Origin of the sequence: Streptococcus sp. 20925_1_24, assembly GCF_041432335.1 — a bacterium.
In the GTDB taxonomy this organism is placed as follows: Bacteria; Bacillota; Bacilli; order Lactobacillales; family Streptococcaceae; genus Streptococcus; species Streptococcus mitis_BM.
The window spans coordinates 63,734-86,182 of record NZ_JAPVZM010000004.1; the positions used below are offsets into that span (position 1 = coordinate 63,734).

The following is a 22,449-nucleotide window of genomic DNA, read 5'->3' on the forward strand; positions in this document are numbered from 1 at the left end:
CTCCATAAATAATTGGTAATAAATTCATGAAATATCCTTATAAAAAATTTGATCTAGAAATCTCTTAATTGTACTTTCTTTAAACAATGCCAATAAGAAAAAATATACTCCAAAATATAGGAAACTAGATACAGCTAAATTTAAGAAGCTATTAAAATTCTCTATAATATTTTGTATTACTATTAACAGTATGCCCGCACAAATTGATGAATAGGCTACTTTTTTGATTGAATTTAATGAAATATTACCCATTAATTTATTACGAGAAAAATAAAATTGAACAACCATTTGGACTGTTTCTGCACAAAGAGTTGCGATTGCACCTCCGATAATTCCCCAAATAGGCATAAGCAACAAATTTAAACATAAATTTACTATTGCCCCTATAGAAACTGCTCTCATAAAATATTTCTCATTACCAGTAGGGATCAATATCTGATTACCTGTAATATTGGAAAAACCTGATATTATCAAGATCGGCATTAATATTTGCATTGCTAAAACTGCCTGAATATACTGCTCTCCACCTAACAATAATATACTCTCTTTCGCTTTTATCATAAAAAAAATTGTTAGAGGAATTGAAATCATAAAAATTATTGTAGATGACTCCCTCAAAATATTATTAAACTTCGTTTCGTCGTATTTATTATTATAAAATGATAATCTGGGTAATAAAACTGAACTCACTGAAGTAACAACTGATAATAAAATCCATTTTACTTTTGATGCGATTGAGTAAATACCTACCGCGTCATTACCTTTAATAATTCCTAACATCACAGAATCCAAATTTATATAAATATTAACTGCAAGTAACGAAGCAAATAAATACCACATTGGTTTTAGATGATATCTAAATTCTAAATCCCTTCTCAAATTAAAATTAATGTATTTTCTACTCTCCAAAATATTTATAAAATTGGAAGCCAATGTTGAAAACAATGTTATCACAGCATATAGAATATAATCGTCTTTACTTTTAACAAATAAAAAGGTTAATATCAATGAAACTAATTTAAAAAATATTGAACGTTTTGTTATATATGAATACTCTTCTATTCCACTATAAAACCAATTCAAATTAAAAGGAGAGGACAAAATAGTAATACATGTGATTATTAATAAACCTTTTTCTGAACTTAACTGCTCTAATCGGAAACTCATTAAAACAAGGAAGAACGTCACTATAATAGACATTACACTATTAATAACTATCAATTCTTGGAATATTTTAGTTATCTTATCTTTATGATAACGATCCTTTGCAATCACTCGAATCCCATAAGTTGAAATTCCAAGCGAGGCGACTAAAACACCATAAGAACCAATAGATGAAAAAAAAGAGATTGCACCTATTCCTGACGGATTCAGAATTCTAGAAATATAAGGAAAAGTAATTAATGGAAACACAATATTTGTTAGTGTTAAAATAATATTTAAAATAGCATTTTTCTTTATTGATTTTTCTTTCATGCTCATCAAATATCCCCTACTATTTTTATTTGCAGTGTTTTAATCAGATATACAAAATATCCGTAAATATCCAATATAGGGTTTAACAATCTATTCTTTCCATACGCTTTATATATATAATCTAAAAATAAAAAATTTCTATTTTTCCAAAAATTTCTTACCTTATTATCACTATTCCTTTTAGTAGATTTTATAATACCAAAATTTTCTTTTGCTGCTCTATCTAATTTTTTTATACTTACTGAAAGCCTTGGTAAATAGATGCAATGTTTTTTTAATGATAAATTAGCTATTTCGTTAAATAATTCATCTGGTGTTACTAGTGATTCATTGAACAAATCTAAAATTTTCTCAAATGTGTTGAAAAATGTAATCTGAAATTCCTCAGAAAATCTATAAATTTCTATATGATTTTCATCTGTATCCAATATTGGTAGCCCAACACCATTCATAGTTTCATATCTAACTGTCGGTCCATGATCTGCAACAAAAATTCTTTCATAAAATAAATATTTATAATTAAATAAGTTAAAAAACTTTGTTTTTTGGGGATCGTCCGTAAACAATATTCCCGTCTTATTCATACTATTTGTAGTAGAATACCGTTGAAAATTCAACCCCATATAATACCCTTTTATATTTAAAGATGGAAAAGCTTTTTGAATATTATCTTGTATCGTGCCTTTCCAACCAATATCTACCATATTTATTGTAGAATTGTCATTCTCAACTCCTACAGACTTTAAATATTCTCTAAAAGAATATTTTTCTTCTTTACAGTTCAAATCATAAACATCTTTAAATAATTTATTTTGTTTTAATTTGTTAATAATAGATTTATCTGATACTTTGTCTGTTTGTTTAATTTCTGTTTGCTTAGAAATATTGTTAATATCATTATCGGAAAAATTTAAATTAATCAAAAAATTTTCTAAAGTAATTTCAGGAAATTGTCTAAAAATAACTTCAAAATCTTCATCCTCAATATTTTTAAATGATGGATATAGCGTTGATCTTCTAGAAACATAAAAATAATGTGAGTTAATAAGCTTTAAGTTCATTTTTTTTTGATAAAGATCAAATAATTTTTTTATAAAAAAACCTTCTCTTGCACAAAATAATATATCACTAGCTTTGTTAACAGATAATTCTTTGTATAACTTTGAAATAAAATAAAGTATTTCAGGTATATAGAGATTAAATAAAGATTCAGTACAAGCTTGAGAAACAACATTATTCATCGCTTTCACAATATCGTTAGGACTCACAGTCACATGTGAATCTGAATAAGATTTATGATAAGAATCTATTCCTAGTTTTTTTGGAACTTTTACATCAGAATAAATATTATCACCAATCATAAGTAAATTTATAGGTTTACAGCTCAATTCATTGATCACATATTCATATAAATTTCCTGATGACTTACGTAACCCAATTTCACTTGAAATAAATATTTTAGAGAAATAATTTCTAATCCCTAATGAAACCATTATTTTTTCAATTAGCTTTTTATCAGAATAAAAATCTGAAATTAAAATTATTTTTTTCCCATTTTGTTTTAAAAATTCAATAAAATTAATTGTATCTGTATCAATACTAATATGTCTTAATTCTATTTCCTCTTCACACGTTCTTGCATAAATTAAAAAATCTTCAAGATTATAGTCGGTAACATCTGACTTCAAACGACTTAAAATAGTATAAAAAACAAGTTGAAGTAATCTTTCATATTTAATTTCTTCCAATTGTTTTTCTTGCTTCTCATGTATTTCAGATTTTTTCCTAATTGAATAAATTTCTGTAGCAGATATTTTGAAAGAGAAATAAATAGAAATTTTTTTAGACCATTCAAATAAAATCACTTCAGGATGACAATTTCTATGGATAGTTGTATCAAAAAAATCAAAAGCAATATATTGCTTATCCTTCCATCTAACCTCTTTATTTAAATTCATCCAATCACACTCCATTCCTCTGATGTAATAATTGTTCTCCATGCTCCAATGCGCAAATCATTATTACTAATATAAAAGTACCGTCCGCATTCCAATACCAAAGAATAATATTATAGGCTACAATTTGTAAAGAAATAATATACATCACTTCATAAGTGTATTTATTTTTCAACTCGATGTCTGTCTCGCCAGTATTGTAAACTTTATTTCTTGGCATAATTAAAAACCTCTTTATCATATCAACCTATCATCTATTTGTTTTAAATTCGTTAACACCTTCCTTATAAAATTTAAGTAATTCACTAAATGTATAAATCCCCCCCCTATTTTTGAAAGCTTGTATATATACTCCTACCTCACTTATAGAAGGGAAATTTGCTGCTAATAAAGCGCCTTTATCTTTATAATATTTTCTATCATATCCTTTAAACCATGTAGAAGAATCTTGTTTCATTGTAGAAACAATAATAGGTGATTTATATACCCGTAATCCTGCCTTGATACAGTCCTGAATAAATGTTACGTCCTCTCCTGCACCGTATTTTGCTCCCCCCCCAAATAAAAGAGAAAACGTTATGTTATTATGCAATATCTTTTCTCTCCTGGCTGTAATTCTAGCACCACCAAACTTAACACCTTCAAACCTATTTATACGTCCAAAATTATTAACCTGATAAGGCATTCGATCTTCATTAAGACATTTATTTGAAAAAAGAATTACATCAGCTTCTGGATGTTTTTGATATTCTAATAATACGTCTTCATAATATGTATCTGTAAAAATCATATCGTCATCAGCAAATTGAATAATATCAGCATCCGATCTCATGAAACCTGTGTTTCGACTTAAACCAATACCTCTTTCATTGAATTCATACCATTTTACAATCGAATTTTTCAATTTCGTCTCATGGTAAGAAAATGAGTTTGATTGATTTATGATAATTGCATCAGATTTTATATTCATTTTCTCTATCAGACTGTCATCCTGTTGATTCATTGTTGATACAATGAGTTGATACTTCATATCTAAACTCCTTTATTAGCCATTGCCAAATAATATCTCTAATTTTTTTGTTATGGTTTTATTTAATGTAGTATGCTGCAAATTTTTATTAAAAATCAGCTTAAGTCTTGCCTTTAGCGATACTTTAGAATCAATAACAATTCTACATATATCTTGATTGTTAGAATCTATATATTTTTTATAAACCTTTAGTAAACACTCTGCTTGATCGTACATACTAATCGTTCGCTTTTTTGTTATTTCACTAATACGATCTTTTATAACATTTAGTACATTTTGCTTAGCTGACACCATTCCAAATATATTATCATCATGCATTCTATATTTCATTGATGGAATTTCGTCGTAAATTATCGTTCCACCTATCAGTGCACATAAACAAGTAATCAAAGAATCATGCATAATAAAAGTATCAGGCACATCATTCTCCTGAACTATCGAAGCTAGCTCTTTATTAAATACAGATGTACATCCTTGTGCACAACTAGCAAGACAAAGAATAGATTCAAGAGTATAGTTCGGCCTCTTCCTATGTGTGTTACGACCTATACTATTTAACTCTGAATCAACTAATTCACAATTAGAACAATAAAGTGCTGGCCCAGTATATTTGGAAAGACTCCATATACCTTTCTGTAATTTATTATGATTCCAAACATCATCTTGATCCGAGAAAGCATAATAATCATATCCCGGATTATCACATAACAAAGAAATAAATCCTCTTGCCGCCCCCTTATTCTGGCCTTCTATAAAAATAATTTTCCCACTATCAACATACTCTCTAATTATATTTTTAGTATTATCTGTTGAACCGTCATCTCTAATAATTAGAGTAAAATCAAAATCTTCTGTATCTTGGTTGAGAATACTTTCAATTTGCTCTTTTATATATTTTTCGCCATTATATGTGGCCATAAGTATTGCTAATCTCTTAATCATTTCCCCCATCCTTTAAAATAACTATCTGATATATATTCTAATTAGAACTGTTTTCATAACTCAAGGTGTAACTTGATTCAAAAAGTAACATAACTAATGCAATGTATGGGAATCTAGGTGCATCAGTGATTATCAAATTAATACAAGAAAACATCAAAAAAACTATAACTAGCTTCATTAATAAATCATACTGAGCTGGAATTCTAATCGTATTATCTTTGATTATCTTCAGGCTTGTATAAAACCAACTTATTAACCAAATTAGCCCGATAATCCCACTTCTAAACATAAGTCCAATCAAACCTACATCGCTTGGATAATAACGTCCTAATGGACCGGTAACAATAGAATGGGTTTCATAATATGGACTAGAAGAAATATATCCCGCTCCCAATAAGTAATGAGTTTTAAAATACTCTATATAGTATTCTATCGTAAAGAATCTAATTTGAACCCCATGATCACTATGAATTAAATTTTTGACTATTGGTATAAAATATTCTGCAGAAACAAAAGTAATAATTATAGATATCAAAAACACAACCAAAAACTTAAGTTTTTTCTTTATATTTTTTTTTAAAACAGGAATCATCATAAGTGTTGATAAAATATATAAATTAAGTGTCCTTGTTTTAATAATATACACTAAATTTATAGCTGTGAGAGCTATATTTAGAACATGGAAAATGCGTCTATTTCTCTTTCCACCTTTACTAAAAACAATACTACAGGAGATAAAAAAACTAAGAACTATTATTGTTTCTCCAATTATAAATCTAGGAGTACCATTTCTAAGTTTTTCAAATACACTTATATTTAGAAAATCAAATCCTCTTTTTGCAAAGAACATTTCAATACAAGCAATTAAATTGCATATAACACCGGCAGCAGAAATAGTACGAAGGAATAATGAAGTGTCTTTTATTGACTTTATCATAGGTCGGAAAGCTAAAAATATCATTATTGGAGTAATAGTATATAAACTCTCTTTAAAGATTACAATAGCAGGGAGCCCTTTTCCTTGTGCAGCAATAAGTCCTGAAAACCACATTACAATACTCAGTATTATTGTCCCTTTATAATATGTTTTATCAATTCTAATACCATTACATACAAATACTATTATTGATAATAAGCATGATGTTATAATCATAAAATCATATATATAGATATTTGTATACCAATAATTTGTCCCATAAAATGCCGTAACACATAACATAAGCATGAAAAACATTATACTTTTCTTTTTTATTACAAGTCTTCTATTCATAAAATCTCCGTCAATCATTACTTTTCCTATTTGAAACTCTAATATTTTTCAATGAATCTCTGTAATTAGCAAATGTGTACTCCATCCGCGTTCTGTTTGCGGGTTACATCCATTTACCATATGTACATACCCTAATCAATCCATTCCACGGAGTTCAATATATCCAAACAAATACAGTTTCCCCTTCTCTATAAAATTCCATCAGTGGAATCTCTATCTTTCTATGTACTCTCATAATATTCATAACAAAAGATACTCTCGCATGTTTTTAATATATAGTTCTAACATTTCCATTGATAATATAGTGTCGTTTTTTTAATGAAAATTCTCTCCATCTTCTATAAAAAACTTCTCCAAAATCCCCCTTGGATAGCTTATATCAAAAATTGACTATCTTTTTCTTCGTATTCTTTAATAATTGCTCTTATTTGATCACTATAATTGTCATCACGAATCTATAGTTTCCATGCTGGAATGGTTTGAAAACGGATACTTTCCAACTGTTCACGTATAAATTCTTCTCCATTGTATGTTGTCATCATGATTAAAACACTATCATTTTTCACTTGATAACTCCTTTAAAATACTAAATGTGTGCTGGAAGCCTACTTCAGCAGAAAATAATCCTTGCCATCCTAAACCTTCTAGCTTATCACTCCTAAGACTAGCATTCTGCATAGGATTAGTCTGTTTAATATCTTGATTGCTAGGAACAGCCATGGTAAGTTTCACATTGCCAACTCGAGAAACTATTTCAGCCATCTGTTTTATAGTAACAATTGAATTTGGATTGGAAACATTATAAGCTTGCCCTGACTCACCCGAAAGGAGAACACTTAGAATAGCACTGGCACAATCCAAACTATAACAATAGGATCTTAACTGACTACCTGTACTTTTCATGACAATATCACGCCCAGCAATAGCTTCTGTCATAAAAAATGATGATACACGATTATCAGAGTTCTTGGCACTAGGACCATAGATATGTCCTGGCCTTACTATCATTATTTTGATTCCATACTCGGAAGCAAAACTAGCACAAAGTGTTTCAGTAGCTCTTTTTGAACTGGCATAAGAAGACCGTACGCTAAGATGATCAACAGTTCCAATATAATTTTCGTCCAAAGGATTATTACTAGTGCTAATTCCATAAACTTCACTAGATGAGATATAAACTAGATTTGAAACTTTAGAATTTTTGGCGTATTCCAGTAGATTATACATGCCCAGAAAATTACTAGCCATTGTTTCTACAGGCTGATTCACATATAATTCAGGACTAGCAGGACTAGCAGCATGAATAATGTAATCCACTGCAAAATCAAAGTGAGGTACTTCAGTCGCATCATAGAACACAAAGTGTAAATACTCTGTTTGTCTACCAAATCGTTTTTCTAATGACTCAACCTTTCTTCCACAACAAAAAATTTTAATGTTAAAATTCCTTATTTCATTTAGCAATAATAACTGGTCAATGACACTTGAACCAATCAAACCAGAAGCTCCAGTAATTAAAATTGACTTGCCATTCAAATCATTAATATTGACGATTGTTTCTAGAGAAGATTCTACATCTTGTCTATATATTTTATTTAATAATAATGTCATTACTATTTAATCCACTTATCTCGAGTTGAACTTAATAAAGCTTTAAAAATATCGAGATCTTCTACAGTCGTAATTTTCAAGTTTTTCTCTGATCCAAGAGAGAAATAACTCTTTTCTCCGAATAGTTGCATGAGTTGGCATGATGCTGCAACATCGGTTATCCCATTTTCTAATGCTTTTTCATGAAGCGATAGAATATTATCAAGATGGTAAACATGAGGAGTTTGTGTTCGTCTCAACAAGTCACGATTCAATGCTTCTGTGGACGAAGTTGATTGTGGGTTTTCTAAAACAAATACTACCTCAGTCGTTGGTATTGCTGCAACAGCATTTCCAAACTGTTGGTATGTTGCTAAAGCGTTGCTAATAATATCATTGCTCACTAAAGGACGATTCCCGTCATGAATTAATACAGTCACATCCTCATTGGGATGAGCTTTCTTAACTGCTCTAAGACCGTTATAAATTGATTCTTGACCAGACTTCCCTCCCAAAGTTATCATCTTTAACTTTGTAATTCCAAATTGTTCTGCATAAGCCTTAACCATCTGCTCCCACCCTTTTAAAATGACAATACAAATTTCATCAATTTCTGGATGATTTTGAAATTTTTCAAGGGTATAGATAATGACTGGCTTATTTTCAACATGAATAAATTGTTTAGGGATATCTTGACCAATCCTGCTCCCGATACCTGAAGCAGTCAATATTGCTACTTTCATTTATTCTTCTCCGTAACTCAACTCTAAAAACAAATGTTGCTCCCTCTTATCAACAGGAGGAACGACCATATAATCTTTACCGTAAAACATTTCTAGATACTCTTCTGACCAAACAGGAACATTCACCATCAAAGTTTCAAAAGGAACCTTTTTATAAACATTCATATTCTCTCGCAAGTAAGTCTCGCGTCTAAAGTGTTTTCTTCCTGTAGGTATGGATACATATTTTGTATGTGAATCCTTACAGCTTGAATTACATTTATCAAGCCAATTCAACCACTTTTCAATTGGAATAATTCCAAAAAACCAACCAACCATTAACTTTCCAGCTGAATAATTTAGTTTTCTACCTTCCAGTCTAAACATTTCTTTCATCAGGGCATGATTCTTTGTTTCTCGTACAGAAGCCAAGGAAAAAGTTAAAAACATACTTGTATAACCTTGAAAGAATCGTTTCACTGGATTATTGTATACATTTTCTACAATGTAAAGATCTATAGAAATACCGCACTCCTCAGCCGAATGATCATATTTCCTACGAGCAACTGTTCCTTTTTTTCTAATTTGAGAAACATGAAGTCCCAACTCTGGATGACTTTTTGGTGATTGAAGATAATATTTGCGACTAAGACTATTATCTGACTCAAATAGAGAAAATAGTTTATCGTAACTTTCCCTCGGAATATTGATATCAACATCATCATCCCAAGGGATAAACCCTTTATGACGGATTGCCCCTAAAATGCTACCTCCACTTAAAGAATACGCTATCCCATTTTCATCAAAAAAAGTAAACACATCTGATATCATTTTCAACAATTCTGATTGGTATTTTTTCAATCCGTCATCATCTAAAAATATAATATCTGACTTATCATATTTTAATTTTACTGCCATTAACTCTAACCTTTAAATAAATTCTCGTAGTCTGTAACAATCCTTTCCCAAGTGAAAGCATCCGCAATTCTCTGATTTGATTGTCTATCTAACTCATCAATCATTTTTTCATCAAATTGTTCAACTTCCTCAATCACTTGTGATAGTTCGTCTTTTTTCCAATAGATCGCACTTTGCTCCCCAACTTCGCGATTAAAACCAACATCGAGTAGTAAATTTAACTTTGTTGATGCTAATGCTTCCAGTAGCGAAGGGTTTGTCCCCCCCACTTCATGCCCATGGAAGTAAGCAAAGGCATTCTCACGAATATACTTCAGAAGTTCTTGGTCGTAGACTGTCCCTACAAATTTTACTCGTGGATCTTTATCAAAACCAGTTTTTGCCAACAACTGATTATAAAATTTATTCTGCTCTACATTTGTAATTAAAACAAAGTCCTTCTTAGAGTTAGAAGCCAAAAAGCCACGAATCATAGATTCATAGTTATTCTCTGGAACAAATCGTCCTACAACTAGATAATACTCGTTCTCAGAAACATTCTTCTCTTTGAACCAAGAACGTACTTTTTCGTCACTACTCTTTAATATGGAGCGTGTTGTATCAGTCCCATAAGCGATATAGGTTGTCTTAGGTTGATACTGTTTATAATCTTCTTGGATATATTTTTCAATATTCTTACTATCACACACTAAAAGATCTGCATGTTTGACCATAAGACCTTCGGAAATTTTCCAATAACGACGAACTGGAGCGCTCCACTTAGCTCGTAACCACTCGTGACCATCTGGATTAACTAGAAGAGTCCCACCTATCGCTTGGATTTTTTTCTTAATTCCATGGATGAACGGACCGATTCGACAAGCTAATATATAGAAGATTGGAGCTTCATCCTTATTTTCTTTAGCAATTTCAATCGCTTTATTAATTGCTGCTATATCATATGCTATGGCTCGCGCTGGACCAATATTGGGAACATCGACGTTATAACAGATAGCACCATTATGTTCAAAAACATCTTCAGTAATCCCTGATTTTGCAGAGTTTTCACGCATACAAGCCACATAATATTGGATAGCCTTATCTTGTTGAAAGGCTGTTAATTTTTCAACAAAAGTTTCAAATCCTCCATACTTAGCAGGAATTCCTTTTGAACCAATGATATAAACTGACTTTTTCATTTCTCTCCTAATATGATGGACGTGCAGAAATCACTTCGCTCCATCTCTCATAAATACAACTTTAACAGTTTTCAACAAAATTTCAATATCTTTCCAGATTGTCCAATTATCAATATAAGCCACATCTAATTTTACAACATCGTCAAAATCGGTTATTTTACTACGACCACTAACCTGCCATAAGCCTGTAATACCAGGTTTAAAGCTGAGTCGACGTTTCTGTTCTGGAGTATACTGATCATACTCGTCTACTGTCGGTGGACGCGTCCCCACCAAACTCATATCTCCTATAAAGACATTCCAAAATTGTGGCAATTCATCCAAACTGGTTTTACGAATAAAGTGACCAATTTTTGTAACACGAGGATCATTGTCCATCTTAAACATACCACCTTGCATCGTGTTTTGATCCATCAACTGTTCTTTGATAGCTTCAGCATCGATCCGCATCGAACGGAATTTATAAAAGGTAAAATGTCGACCATTTTTCCCTATACGAGTTTGAGCAAAAATAGCTGGTCCGCCATCTTTACGAATCAATGGAACTAAAACTAGACTAGCTATACCAAAAAGAATAAGGCCGATAGTGGCACCACAAATATCGAGAATTCTCTTTGAAATCACATGACTAGTTTTATAAAAATTTGTAGAGAAAGTGACTACATTCAATCCTGCCATCTCATGAATTTGTTTATTTCGACCCAAATTCTTATCAAATGCATTAAGATTGACAGTTATATCTATCCCCATTGTCTCAAACTTAGAGATAATTTCTCCAATATCGTAGCTCTCTCCCGGAAGATTGATAAACACCTCATCCACAACTTCATGCGTTGCAAATTCAATAATTTTTTCCTTTTCAATCACAGGTATTTGATCATGTTGAAAATCAGATTTATCCAAAACACTTACTGCTACCAAGTTCCATGAAAGTTCATCAGAATCTAGCAATTTATCAAGAACTTTTTCTATATTTTTTGTTACTGTTAACAGTAACATTTTCTTGCTATTTTTTAGATTGAAAAATACATGCTTCCAATATTTCTTTACTAAGAAATTTAACAAGTATAAGGATATTCCTTCTAAAGTTAAGAAGTATACCATTCCTCTTCTAGAGATACTAAACCGTTCCTCTATAAAAAAGTTTAATACACTTATAGCTATTGCAAAGAAAAAAATATATCTTATAGTACTATTAAACTCAACTAGGTACCCTCTTTTAAAAAAATTGTTACCATAGGAACTAAAATGGAATACAAAAAAGTGGAGAAGGTATAGTATAACCATCGAAGAACGTCCAATTTCTGTCTCTCTAACAAAGCTAAGAAAATAAACCAATAAAATGACAATAATACTCTGTAATACTGCCAGAAAAATCTTTAATCCTTTTTCATCCATAAAATCTTCCCTAGGTTATTTTTTACCATAATTACCATAACCACCGTAAGAACCATATTTTTCACGTTGAACATCAAATTTATTGAGAACGACACCTAAAAATGGTTTTCCTGTTTGCTCTAATTGTTGTTTCGCTTTTTGGACATCATGCTTATTCGCCTCACCCATTGCAGTTACCAAGATGGACGCATCACACTTTTGAGTGATAATTGCCGCATCAATAACAATTCCAATAGGTGCTGTATCAACAATGATATAATCAAAATATTTACGCAATGTTTCAATCATGTCATTAAAATTTTTACTTTGTAACAAGGCTGTAGGGTTTGGTGATACAGATCCCGATTGAACTACAAATAAATTTTCAATATTTGTATCGCATAACCCGTGAGATAAATCCGTTGTCCCAGATAAAAATTCTGTTAGCCCTGTAATTTTTTCACGAGATTTAAAAACTCCTGACATAACTGAATTTCGAATATCGCCATCGATCAAAAGAGTTTTATAGCCTGCACGCGCAAAAGACCATGCTATATTTATGGAAGTAGTTGATTTTCCTTCCCCAGGGTTAACAGAAGTAACGGAAATTACTTTTAGTTTATCTCCGCTCAACTGTATATTTGTACACAAGGCATTGTAATATTCTTCTGTCTTCTTAATGAACTCCAGTTTTTTTTGTGCTATTTCTAATGTCGGCATCTCTCTCTCCTATTTCAACTTATCCAAGTTTGGTACAACTCCCAAAAGCGTCATCTGCAATGCATCTTCGATATCTTCTGGACGTTTCACACGAGTGTCCAAAAGTTCAAGAAGAAGAACTATAACACTGGTTCCAATCCCCCCTGCCAAAAAACCAATTAGTGTATTGCGTTTAATATTTGGCGAAGATGGTGATATAGCCGGTCTTGCCTCCTCCAGTGTTGTCACATCAGAAACACGAGTAATACTGATAATTTTTTGAGCAGCTACTTCTCTCAAAGAGTTAGCGATACGGCTTGCCTCTTCAGGAACTCGATCATTAACTGAAATAGAGACAATACGAGTATCAACTGGTACTGTCACTTTAATTTTATTAGCCAAACCTTTTGGCGTCAAATCTAGTTTCAAATCAGAAACAACTTTCTCCAAAACATCCTGCGATAGGATAATTTCACGATAGTCTTTAACCAAGTACGATCCTGCCTGCAAGTCTTGATTTGTTAAACCAGACTTCTCTCCTTGATTACGGTTAACTACATAAATCCGAGTCGTACTAGTAAACTCAGGTTTGATAACAAAAGTACTGTAGGCAAAAGCAACTGAAGAAGTTATAATTGTCACTAATAAAATGACTAACTTTCTTTTCCATAAAGTTCTGAATAGTTGAAATACATCGATTTCCAAAGTGTTTTGATCTTTCATATTTTCTCCTAAATTAATTGATCCATTATAATTTTTCTGGGATTTTCTACAAAAAGTTCTTTCGCTTTTTTCGCTCCATATTTCTTAGCAATGATATCGTATGCCTGTTCCATATATGGAGGTCTACTGTCTAAATTATGCATGTCACTTGCAACTACATGAACTAAATCACGTTCCAAAAAATACCGAGCTCTCTTTTTCATGAATTTATATTTTTCACCAAAGAACTTAGGTTTTAAAACATGATAACTATTTATCTGAGTATAGCACCCCATATCAATCAGTTCACGAACTCGTTTTTCATTATTCTCTAAAGCATCATAACGTTCAATATGAGCAATTACTGGTGTTATTCCCAACATCAAAATATTGCTCAAGCCCGTATGAATCTCACGATAGGGAGTATGCATGCTAAACTCAATCAAAGCATAACGGCTATCATTAAGAGTAGGAATTTCTTTTCTTTCTAGCTTTTCTAGAACATCCAGAGTATAGTATATCTCTGCGCCATAAGCAATGACTAAATCATCTGCTACTTCTTTTGCAATTTCACGAACCTTAAGAAAATTTGTTGCAATTTTTTCTTCTGGAGTCTCAAACATCCCTTTTCGACGATGCGAAGTAGACACAATCATTCGAACTCCTTGATTATAAGCTTCTCTTAAAAGCGCCTTGCTATCCTCTATCGACTTTGGCCCATCATCTACATCAAAAACGATATGCGAATGGATGTCTATCATTTTATCTACCCTCCATCACATCCTGTATAGCTACTTTAACTGTAGCTAAACTACTCTCATCTATTTCCATCATATAGAGACTACTGTCTGGCATTGCATAAGAAGGAAGATCCATCCGACCTGTCCCTTTTAAATCTTGAGAATTTACTTTATAGTTTCCTCCGCTTTCCAATTGAGTATTCACTAGATCCATCATAGTCTCAATCGGCATATTTGTCTGAAGGGAATCCTGCAATCCTTGAAGAATACTATTATAGTTTTTCAATGCCTCTGTAGAAGTTAACTTCTGAATGATTGCTACAATAACCTTTTGTTGGTTGCGACCACGATCACGGTCTCCATCGGCTAGTGAGTAGCGTTCACGCACAAAACCTAGAGCTTGCTCAGAGTCTAGATGGACATTTCCCACTGGAAAATGGAACTTCCCATGTAGAGCTGTAAATTCTTGATCGTTATAAACATCTACTCCTCCCAATAGGTCAATCAATTTCAAAAATGAGGTGAAATTCAAACGAACATAATAATTAATATCTATACCATAAAGGTTCTCTAGGGTATGAATAGATGAATCAACCCCGTATATACCAGCATGAGTCAATTTATCCTTTTGATTGTTTCCACCATCAGCAATAGGAACATATGAATCTCGTGGAGTTGTTGTAAGAAGGATTCTCTTCGTATCCCTATTGACCGTCATCAGGATATTGACATCTGAGCGTGAAACTGAACTAATGGCACCGTAAGTATCAATACCACTGACATAGATATTAAAGAAGCGATCTTTAGATACCTTAGGGGTCTCAACATCCTTGGTCATTTTTTTAGTGTAAATTTTCTTAATTTTAGAAGCATAGTCTGGATACTCTGCCTCAATAATATTCTCAAATACACTATTTAAGACAATGGCTTTGGCCTCTCCAGAAATCAAACTTTTATAAGTTGACAAGTAAGAAGTACTTTTATCAACCGTCAAATCCTTATTTTGACTCGTCTTAATATCAGAGATTAGCTTTTGAATATTCTCATTATCCGTACCTGTTGGTCCCATAACACTAGATAATTGGGCAACATTATTGATATCGCTATCCTTTAAAACGACGACGCTGAGAGAATACTCTGAATAATTTGAAGTTGCATTAATATGACTTGTAAAACCTACAAATTGTTGCAGAGCAAATACAGAAACTGAACTCACTAAAACAGCTAGTGTCAAAAAGAAAATCGTGAACTTTTCTGCTTTTTTATAGATTATTAATAGTGTGGCAATCACAGCAACTATCAAGGCAAATACTGCGACCACTATATTAACGTGCCTGAAAGCAAGTATATTGTACTTAAAGATTAAGAACAACAAAAAACCGACTAACAATAAATAGATAGTCAACAAAACTATATTAACACTTCGCTTCACTTTCTGTGAACGTGATTTTTTAAAACGTCTACTCATGATTAACACCTATACATTTAATGTTACTATTATATCACTTTTGTACGATAAATTCTACATTTACCGAGTTTATAAAGATATAGATTATTTGGACCTCATAAGCACTGATACTATTCGAAAACCTCTTCAAACCACATCAGCGTCCATCTGCAACCTCAAAACAGTATTTTGAGCTGACTTCGTCAGTTCTATCTACCACCTCAAAGCTGTACTTTGAGCTAACTTCTCAGTTACTCTTTGATTTTTATTGAGTATTCGTTTCAATCTATTTTAGCACAAAACAAATCATTTCTCAGTTTTCAATAGCCGAGTGATTTAAAAAGACAAGCACCAAAACTGATGTTTGTCTTTATGATTCTCTGTAAAAAGCTATTCATCATTATTTAACATGATTTTCTGCTTCTTTTTGAGCTTTTTCGATTGCTTTTTTGCTTTCTTGCTCCCATTTAGTCTTAGCTTCTTCATACTGTTTGGTTGTAACAGTATCTTTTTGCAGTTTCATGTACTTGTAGTTATTGCCGTCACCCTTGATACCGACCAGTGAATACCCTCTTGTAAATGGCGTTACTTTGGTTACAGATGCTGTACCACCACTTGACATGGCTGACATAATCAGAGAATTGTCAATCATCCAAGCCTGTGCTTCAGCATATTTTTCATAGCGTTTGGCTACATCTTTATTTTCGCTATCTGCATCTTTAAGCATCTTAGTATAGGTATCAAGACCCAAGCTAGCAATCTTAGCTTTATCTTCCTGGGCATCTAGACCAAATATTTTGAGGTAGAATCCATCCTCTGCATTAAAAGGATTGAGATAGGTTGACGGATCTTGGTAATCACCTACCCAACCATCAAAGTTCAAATCGTAGTCTCGATCAGCTGGCGTTGGTGCCAAGAAGGCTACGTTATTAAAATCATCTGTTGAAAGTTGTTGAACATCAATAACAATGTTATCAGCACCTAAAACTGACTCCAGGGTCTGCTTAACAGAGTTCATACCTGTCACAGCATTTTTACTTGTCTGATCAACTGCCACATCCAAGTGAATAGGGAAAGTCACACCTTGACTCGCCAATTCTTTTTTAGCTTCTGCAAATTTTGCTTGGGCTTTTTCTTTGTTAAAATAGGCATCCTGAGCATCTGCCAAGTTAATACCTGACCATTCTGTACCATAGTTAACCAATTTAGAAGCCACTACTTCTCCAAAGGTCTTGTCTCCGACTTGGACAAATGTAGGAGGTACTAGGGTGTTACGAAGAGTCTTGCTAGCTGCTTCTTCCCCATTAGACTGAGCAGAATAGGCTGTACGGTCCAAGGCAAAGTTCACTGCTTGACGGAAGTTCTTGTTCAAGACAGCTGTCTCAGTTGACTTCTTCTGCTCATCTGTCGTTTTAGCAGTGTGATTGTAAGCCTTACGATTAACATTGAAATTGAAATACCAAGAAGTCTTGTCCTGCAAACTATAAACGATATTATCCTTATATTTTTCCTTAGTCTTAGCAAAGTTAGAACTATTTGGATAAACCCCAGCAATTGAGTAGGCTCCACTTTCAAAGTTACGAATGGTCAATTCTTGGTCTGAGCCATCAAAATAAGCCAATTTTACGTGTTCAATCGATACTTTGTCATGATCATAGTAATGCGGATTTTTCACATACTCGATCGATGATTTTGATGTGAAGTCTTTTAACAAATAAGGTCCACTGTAGAGAATGCTATTTGGAGATAGAGTCCCAAAATCTTTCCCTTTTGAATTTAGAAACTCTTCATTTACTGGGAAAAGAATACTGTTCGTTGTTTTTGAGTTCCAGTACGGTTCTGGGCGTGCCAAAGTATACTCAACAGTCTGGTCGTCGATGGCCTTCACTCCAACCTTAGAAAAGTCAGAATCCGCTCCTGTAATATAATCATTCAAGCCCTTGATCGAGTTTTGAATCAAGTCAAGTGCCTGTGATTTATTATCCACTGCATACTTGATACCTGTCACAAAATCCTGTGCCTTGACTGGGGCGTACTCTTCACCATCAGCTGTGAACCATTTGGCATCTTTTCTCAATTTGTAGGTATAAGTTAGACCGTCGCTTGAAACAGACCAGTCTTCTGCCAAAGATGGAACTAGGTTTCCATGATTGTCATTTTCAAGCAAACCATCAACTAGGTTAGTAATAATAGCTGTATTGTCAGCGTAATAATCTAATAAGTAATTAAATGTAGTTGGATTTCCACTAAAGGTTGATGAGTAAGTTTTTGTATCTGAACCTGATTGACCGCAAGCGGCTAAAAGCAAAGCAGCCGCAAAAGTCAGGCCTGTACTAAGGACACGCTTTTTTGTATTCATCTTCTTTTCTCCTTTATGTTAGTTTTTATAACATAAGTTTATTTTACCAAAATAGCCAGGATTTGTAAAGTTAATTGAATTTCGAGAATGAAAGTTTATAAATCTTGGTTATAAAAAAACAAAGGATTTCTGTCTTTCATACAGTCCTCCCTTGTTTTTATACGATTTCAATTTTAAATTTTTCTGTAAAAAACATTTATAGTAATTCCACACAGAAAGCATCCCATGGAGCTAAGATTTGTTTTTCAAAAACTTCTTGAGCCACGGTGTTTTCAATTAAGACCGATTTGACGTTTCCTTCTACGGTCAAGTCTTGCTCTTCATTGGACAAGTTAGCCACAACTAAGAAACGACGGTCACCGTCCTTACGGATATAGGCAAAAACCTTGTCAGCCGTTTCCAATAGTTCAAAGTCAGCTCGAATCAGCCAGCTGTTCTCCTTACGGATTTGGACCAACTTCTGATAAGTATAGAAAATAGAATCTGAATTTGCCAGCGCTTCTTGAACATTAATTGCTTGATAGTTTGGATTGACTGCCAACCAAGGATGACCTGTTGAGAAACCAGCGTTTTTGCTTTCGTCCCATTGCATCGGGGTACGGGCATTGTCACGTCCAATGACACGGATACTGTCCATAATTTCTTCCAGCGGAACGCCTTTTTCAAGAGCCTCACGCGCATAGTTAAGGGATTCAATATCTTCTACTTGATCCAGCGTTTCAAACGGATAGTTGGTCATCCCAATCTCCTCACCTTGGTAAATATAAGGAGTTCCTCTCATGAGATGAAGTAAGATTGCAAAGGCTTTGGCAGATTTTTCGCGGTATTCTTGGTCATTTCCCCAGATTGAGACGATACGAGGGAGATCATGATTGTTCCAGAAGAGCGAATTCCAGCCGTCCTCAACTCCTAATTCTGTCTGCCATTTATTGAAAATTTCTTTCAACTTAGCGATATTCAGCTCTTTTTGATAGTGCCATTTAGGCTGACCTTCCTGATACTGAAGACCGATATGTTCAAACTGGAAGACCATAGACAATTCTTGTCCCTTTGGATCTGAGTAGAACTTAGCAATCTCAGGCGTTGCTCCCCAAGTCTCCCCTACTGTCAAGAGATTCTTATCTCCAAAGGTCGCCTGATTCATCTCCTTTAGATAAGGGTGGAGCATAGGACCATTATTGACCACCTTCTCGTCAGGAATTTTACCAATCATGTCAATAACATCCATACGGAAACCACCAATGCCTTTATCAATCCAGAAGTTCATCATCTCATAAATTTTCTGACGAAGTTTTTCATTTTCCCAGTTGAGATCCGGCTGTTTCTTGCTGAAAAAGTGAAGATAGTATTGACCTGACTTTTCATCGTATTCCCAAGCAGAACCACTAAAGATAGAATCCAAATCATTGGGTTCATCTCGCCAAATATAGTAGTCACGTTCAGGGCTGTCAGGATTTTCACAAGCCTCGACAAACCAAGCATGTTCATCTGAGGTATGATTGACTACCAAGTCCATGATGATACGGATATCACGCTTCTTAGCTTCCGCAATCAGTTGGTCCATATCCTCCATGGTTCCGAAAATAGCTGCAATCGCTTGATAATCAGCAATATCATAGCCATTATCATCCATAGGGCTGTCATAAACTGGAGAAAGCCAAATCGCTGTAATTCCTAACTTGGCTAGATAGTCTAACTTACTGGTAATTCCTGGCAAATCCCCAATTCCATCTCCGTTGCTATCCATAAAGCTCTTAGGATAAACTTGATAGACTACGGCATTGTGCCACCATTTTTCTTGCATCTTCTTACCTCATTATTTTAATAATCTGTAGTCTATGATAGCGCTTTTTAAAATTTTATGCAAGCGTTTGCCTAATCTTTTTGATTCCTTTTTTAACTCCATAGTTTCCTAACTTCCAATTTTTTATTATAATAGAGGTCAGAGGTAAAAAAATGAAAAAACAAGCTTTTAGTTCTGAACAATATTTGAATCTACAGCGCGACCACATTTTGGAGCGCATTAACCAATTTGACGGCAAGCTCTACTTAGAGTTTGGTGGCAAAATGTTAGAAGATTTCCACGCTGCTCGTGTCCTTCCTGGTTATGAGCCTGACAACAAAATCAAGCTCTTGCAAGAGTTGAAAGAGCAAGTTGAGGTGGTGATTGCCATTAATGCGAGTAACATCGAACATTCTAAGGCACGTGGTGACTTGGGCATTTCTTATGACCAAGAAGTTCTTCGTTTGATTGATAAATTCAATGAATTAGGGATTTTTGTTGGCTCCGTTGTCATCACACAGTACGCTGGCCAACCTGCTGCAGATGCCTTCCGCAATCAACTTGATAAAAACGGGATTGATTCTTATCTTCATTATCCAATCAAAGGATATCCGACAGATATGGATCACATCATTTCACCTGAAGGTATGGGGAAAAACGACTACATCAAAACCAGTCGCAACTTGATTGTCGTAACCGCTCCTGGACCTGGTTCTGGAAAATTGGCAACTTGTATGTCAAATATGTACCACGACCAAATCAATGGTATCAAGTCTGGCTACGCTAAGTTTGAAACCTTCCCAGTATGGAATCTTCCCCTTCATCACCCAGTCAATTTGGCCTACGAGGCTGCCACAGCTGACCTTGATGATGTCAACATGATTGACCCCTTCCATCTCCAAACCTACGGAGAAACCACTGTCAACTACAACCGTGATATCGAGATTTTCCCAGTGCTCAAGCGCATGTTAGAACGTATCCTCGGTGAATCTCCATACGCTTCTCCGACAGATATGGGTGTCAACATGGTTGGTTTCGCTATTACAGATGATGAAGCTGCTGTCGAAGCTTCTAAACAAGAAATCATCCGCCGTTACTATCAAACTGTTCTTGATTTTAAGGCCGAAAAAGTTGGCGAAGCTGCTGTCAAGAAAATTGAGTTGCTCATGAACGACCTCGGCATCACACCTGCAGACCGTAAGGTTGCTGTCGTTGCGCGTCAAAAAGCAGAAGAAACTGGCGGACCAGCCCTAGCCCTTGAATTGCCAACTGGGGAAATTGTCACTGGTAAGAACTCAGAACTCTTTGGTCCTACAGCCGCTGCCTTGATCAACGCTATCAAGAAATCAGCTAACATTGCCAAGGAAGTAAAACTAATCGAACCTGAAGTCGTCAAACCGATCCAAGGTCTTAAAATCAATCATCTCGGTAGCCGCAATCCACGCCTTCATTCAAATGAAATTTTGATTGCCCTTGCCATCACAGCCACAGAAAATCCTGATGCTGCTCGTGCTATGGAAGAACTTGGCAACCTCAAAGGAAGCGAAGCCCACTCAACCATCATCTTGACCGATGAAGACAAGAATGTCCTTCGCAAATTGGGTATCAATGTAACCTTTGACCCATACTACCAATACGACCGCTTGTATCGTAAATAAAGATTTCAACCTCTCCACTCTCGGAGAGGTTTTCTCTCTGTCTCAGGAGCAACCTTTATGATATAATGAAAGAAGAAAACTGAAAGGATTTACCATGTCAAAAGAAGTTATTGTCGAAAGTTTTGAACTTGACCACACCATTGTTAAAGCACCCTATGTTCGCTTGATTGGGGAAGAAACAGGGCCAAAGGGAGATGTCATCTCCAATTATGACATTCGTTTAGTGCAACCCAATGAAGACTCTATCCCTACTGCTGGCCTTCACACTATCGAGCACCTCTTGGCAAAACTCATTCGTACCCGAATTGACGGCATGATTGACTGTTCACCATTTGGTTGCCGTACAGGCTTCCATATGATTATGTGGGGGCGCCACACCAGTGCTGAAATCGCGGCTGTTATCAAGGATTCGCTCAAGGAAATCGCTGAAACTACTACTTGGGAAGACGTCCCTGGAACAACCATCGAATCTTGCGGAAACTACAAGGATCACAGCCTCTTCTCTGCTAAAGAATGGGCAAAACTCATCCTAGAACAAGGGATTTCAGATGATGCCTTTGAGCGTCATGTGATTTAAACGTAAAAAAGGAACCAGTTTTTCAG

Annotated in this window: 18 protein-coding genes; 2 read left to right on the plus strand and 16 right to left on the minus strand. The window is 34.2% G+C overall.

What is annotated here, in order from left to right; all coding sequences use genetic code 11:
- Positions 1–24: 24 nt before the first annotated feature.
- From O3650_RS03255 to O3650_RS03330, 16 genes are all read right to left on the minus strand, one after another.
- Positions 25–1,482, minus strand: coding sequence for a flippase (locus tag O3650_RS03255; protein ID WP_261083399.1), 1,458 nt, complete (start codon positions 1,480–1,482; stop codon positions 25–27).
- The gene (locus O3650_RS03260; protein WP_261030127.1) at positions 1,482–3,434 is read right to left on the minus strand and encodes an HAD family hydrolase; all 1,953 of its coding nucleotides are present in this window, start codon (positions 3,432–3,434) and stop codon (positions 1,482–1,484) included. The genes O3650_RS03255 and O3650_RS03260 overlap by 1 nt, the downstream gene beginning before the upstream one ends.
- A gap of 247 nt (positions 3,435–3,681) precedes the next feature.
- Positions 3,682–4,461 (minus strand): glycosyltransferase family A protein, encoded by a 780-nt coding sequence (locus O3650_RS03265; protein ID WP_052696547.1) that lies wholly within the window; start codon positions 4,459–4,461, stop codon positions 3,682–3,684.
- A gap of 15 nt (positions 4,462–4,476) precedes the next feature.
- Positions 4,477–5,403, minus strand: coding sequence for a glycosyltransferase family 2 protein (locus tag O3650_RS03270; protein ID WP_052696545.1), 927 nt, complete (start codon positions 5,401–5,403; stop codon positions 4,477–4,479).
- 37 nt (positions 5,404–5,440) lie between these two features.
- Entirely contained in the window at positions 5,441–6,691 is a 1,251-nt protein-coding gene (locus tag O3650_RS03275; RefSeq protein ID WP_045762840.1) for a hypothetical protein, read from the minus strand.
- Positions 6,692–7,228: 537 nt separating this feature from the next.
- Complete coding sequence (locus O3650_RS03280) at positions 7,229–8,284, minus strand: NAD(P)-dependent oxidoreductase (RefSeq protein WP_045762839.1); 1,056 nt, start codon at positions 8,282–8,284, stop codon at positions 7,229–7,231.
- Between the two features lie 2 nt (positions 8,285–8,286).
- The gene (locus O3650_RS03285; RefSeq protein WP_060805244.1) at positions 8,287–9,006 is read right to left on the minus strand and encodes a 2-C-methyl-D-erythritol 4-phosphate cytidylyltransferase; all 720 of its coding nucleotides are present in this window, start codon (positions 9,004–9,006) and stop codon (positions 8,287–8,289) included.
- Positions 9,007–9,903: a phosphorylcholine transferase LicD gene (locus O3650_RS03290; RefSeq protein ID WP_060805245.1), complete on the minus strand. Its 897-nt coding sequence runs from the start codon at positions 9,901–9,903 to the stop codon at positions 9,007–9,009.
- Positions 9,904–9,908: 5 nt separating this feature from the next.
- A complete protein-coding gene (gene cps2T, locus O3650_RS03295) occupies positions 9,909–11,081 on the minus strand; it encodes a beta 1-4 rhamnosyltransferase Cps2T (protein ID WP_261030121.1) in 1,173 nt (390 codons plus the stop codon).
- 30 nt (positions 11,082–11,111) lie between these two features.
- Positions 11,112–12,479, minus strand: coding sequence for a sugar transferase (locus tag O3650_RS03300; RefSeq protein WP_371491596.1), 1,368 nt, complete (start codon positions 12,477–12,479; stop codon positions 11,112–11,114).
- 15 nt (positions 12,480–12,494) lie between these two features.
- Positions 12,495–13,178, minus strand: coding sequence for a tyrosine-protein kinase (locus tag O3650_RS03305; protein WP_060805248.1), 684 nt, complete (start codon positions 13,176–13,178; stop codon positions 12,495–12,497).
- A gap of 9 nt (positions 13,179–13,187) precedes the next feature.
- Positions 13,188–13,880 (minus strand): capsular polysaccharide biosynthesis protein CpsC, encoded by a 693-nt coding sequence (gene cpsC / locus O3650_RS03310; RefSeq protein WP_101785390.1) that lies wholly within the window; start codon positions 13,878–13,880, stop codon positions 13,188–13,190.
- Positions 13,881–13,888: 8 nt separating this feature from the next.
- Positions 13,889–14,620, minus strand: coding sequence for a capsular polysaccharide biosynthesis protein Cps4B (cps4B, locus tag O3650_RS03315; protein ID WP_101785392.1), 732 nt, complete (start codon positions 14,618–14,620; stop codon positions 13,889–13,891).
- 1 nt (position 14,621) lies between these two features.
- Entirely contained in the window at positions 14,622–16,067 is a 1,446-nt protein-coding gene (locus tag O3650_RS03320; RefSeq protein WP_101785394.1) for an LCP family protein, read from the minus strand.
- 379 nt (positions 16,068–16,446) lie between these two features.
- Positions 16,447–18,405 carry a peptide ABC transporter substrate-binding protein gene (locus O3650_RS03325; protein ID WP_101785396.1) on the minus strand — a complete coding sequence of 653 codons (1,959 nt, stop codon included), beginning with the start codon at positions 18,403–18,405 and terminating at the stop codon, positions 16,447–16,449.
- A gap of 196 nt (positions 18,406–18,601) precedes the next feature.
- Positions 18,602–20,209, minus strand: coding sequence for an alpha-glucosidase (locus O3650_RS03330; protein WP_261083404.1), 1,608 nt, complete (start codon positions 20,207–20,209; stop codon positions 18,602–18,604).
- Between the two features lie 152 nt (positions 20,210–20,361).
- Between O3650_RS03330 and O3650_RS03335 the strand changes: the two genes are divergently transcribed.
- A complete protein-coding gene (locus tag O3650_RS03335; RefSeq protein ID WP_261083406.1) occupies positions 20,362–21,846 on the plus strand; it encodes a DUF1846 domain-containing protein in 1,485 nt (494 codons plus the stop codon).
- Positions 21,847–21,940: 94 nt separating this feature from the next.
- A complete protein-coding gene (locus tag O3650_RS03340; RefSeq protein ID WP_000032562.1) occupies positions 21,941–22,423 on the plus strand; it encodes an S-ribosylhomocysteine lyase in 483 nt (160 codons plus the stop codon).
- Positions 22,424–22,449 lie beyond the last annotated feature (26 nt).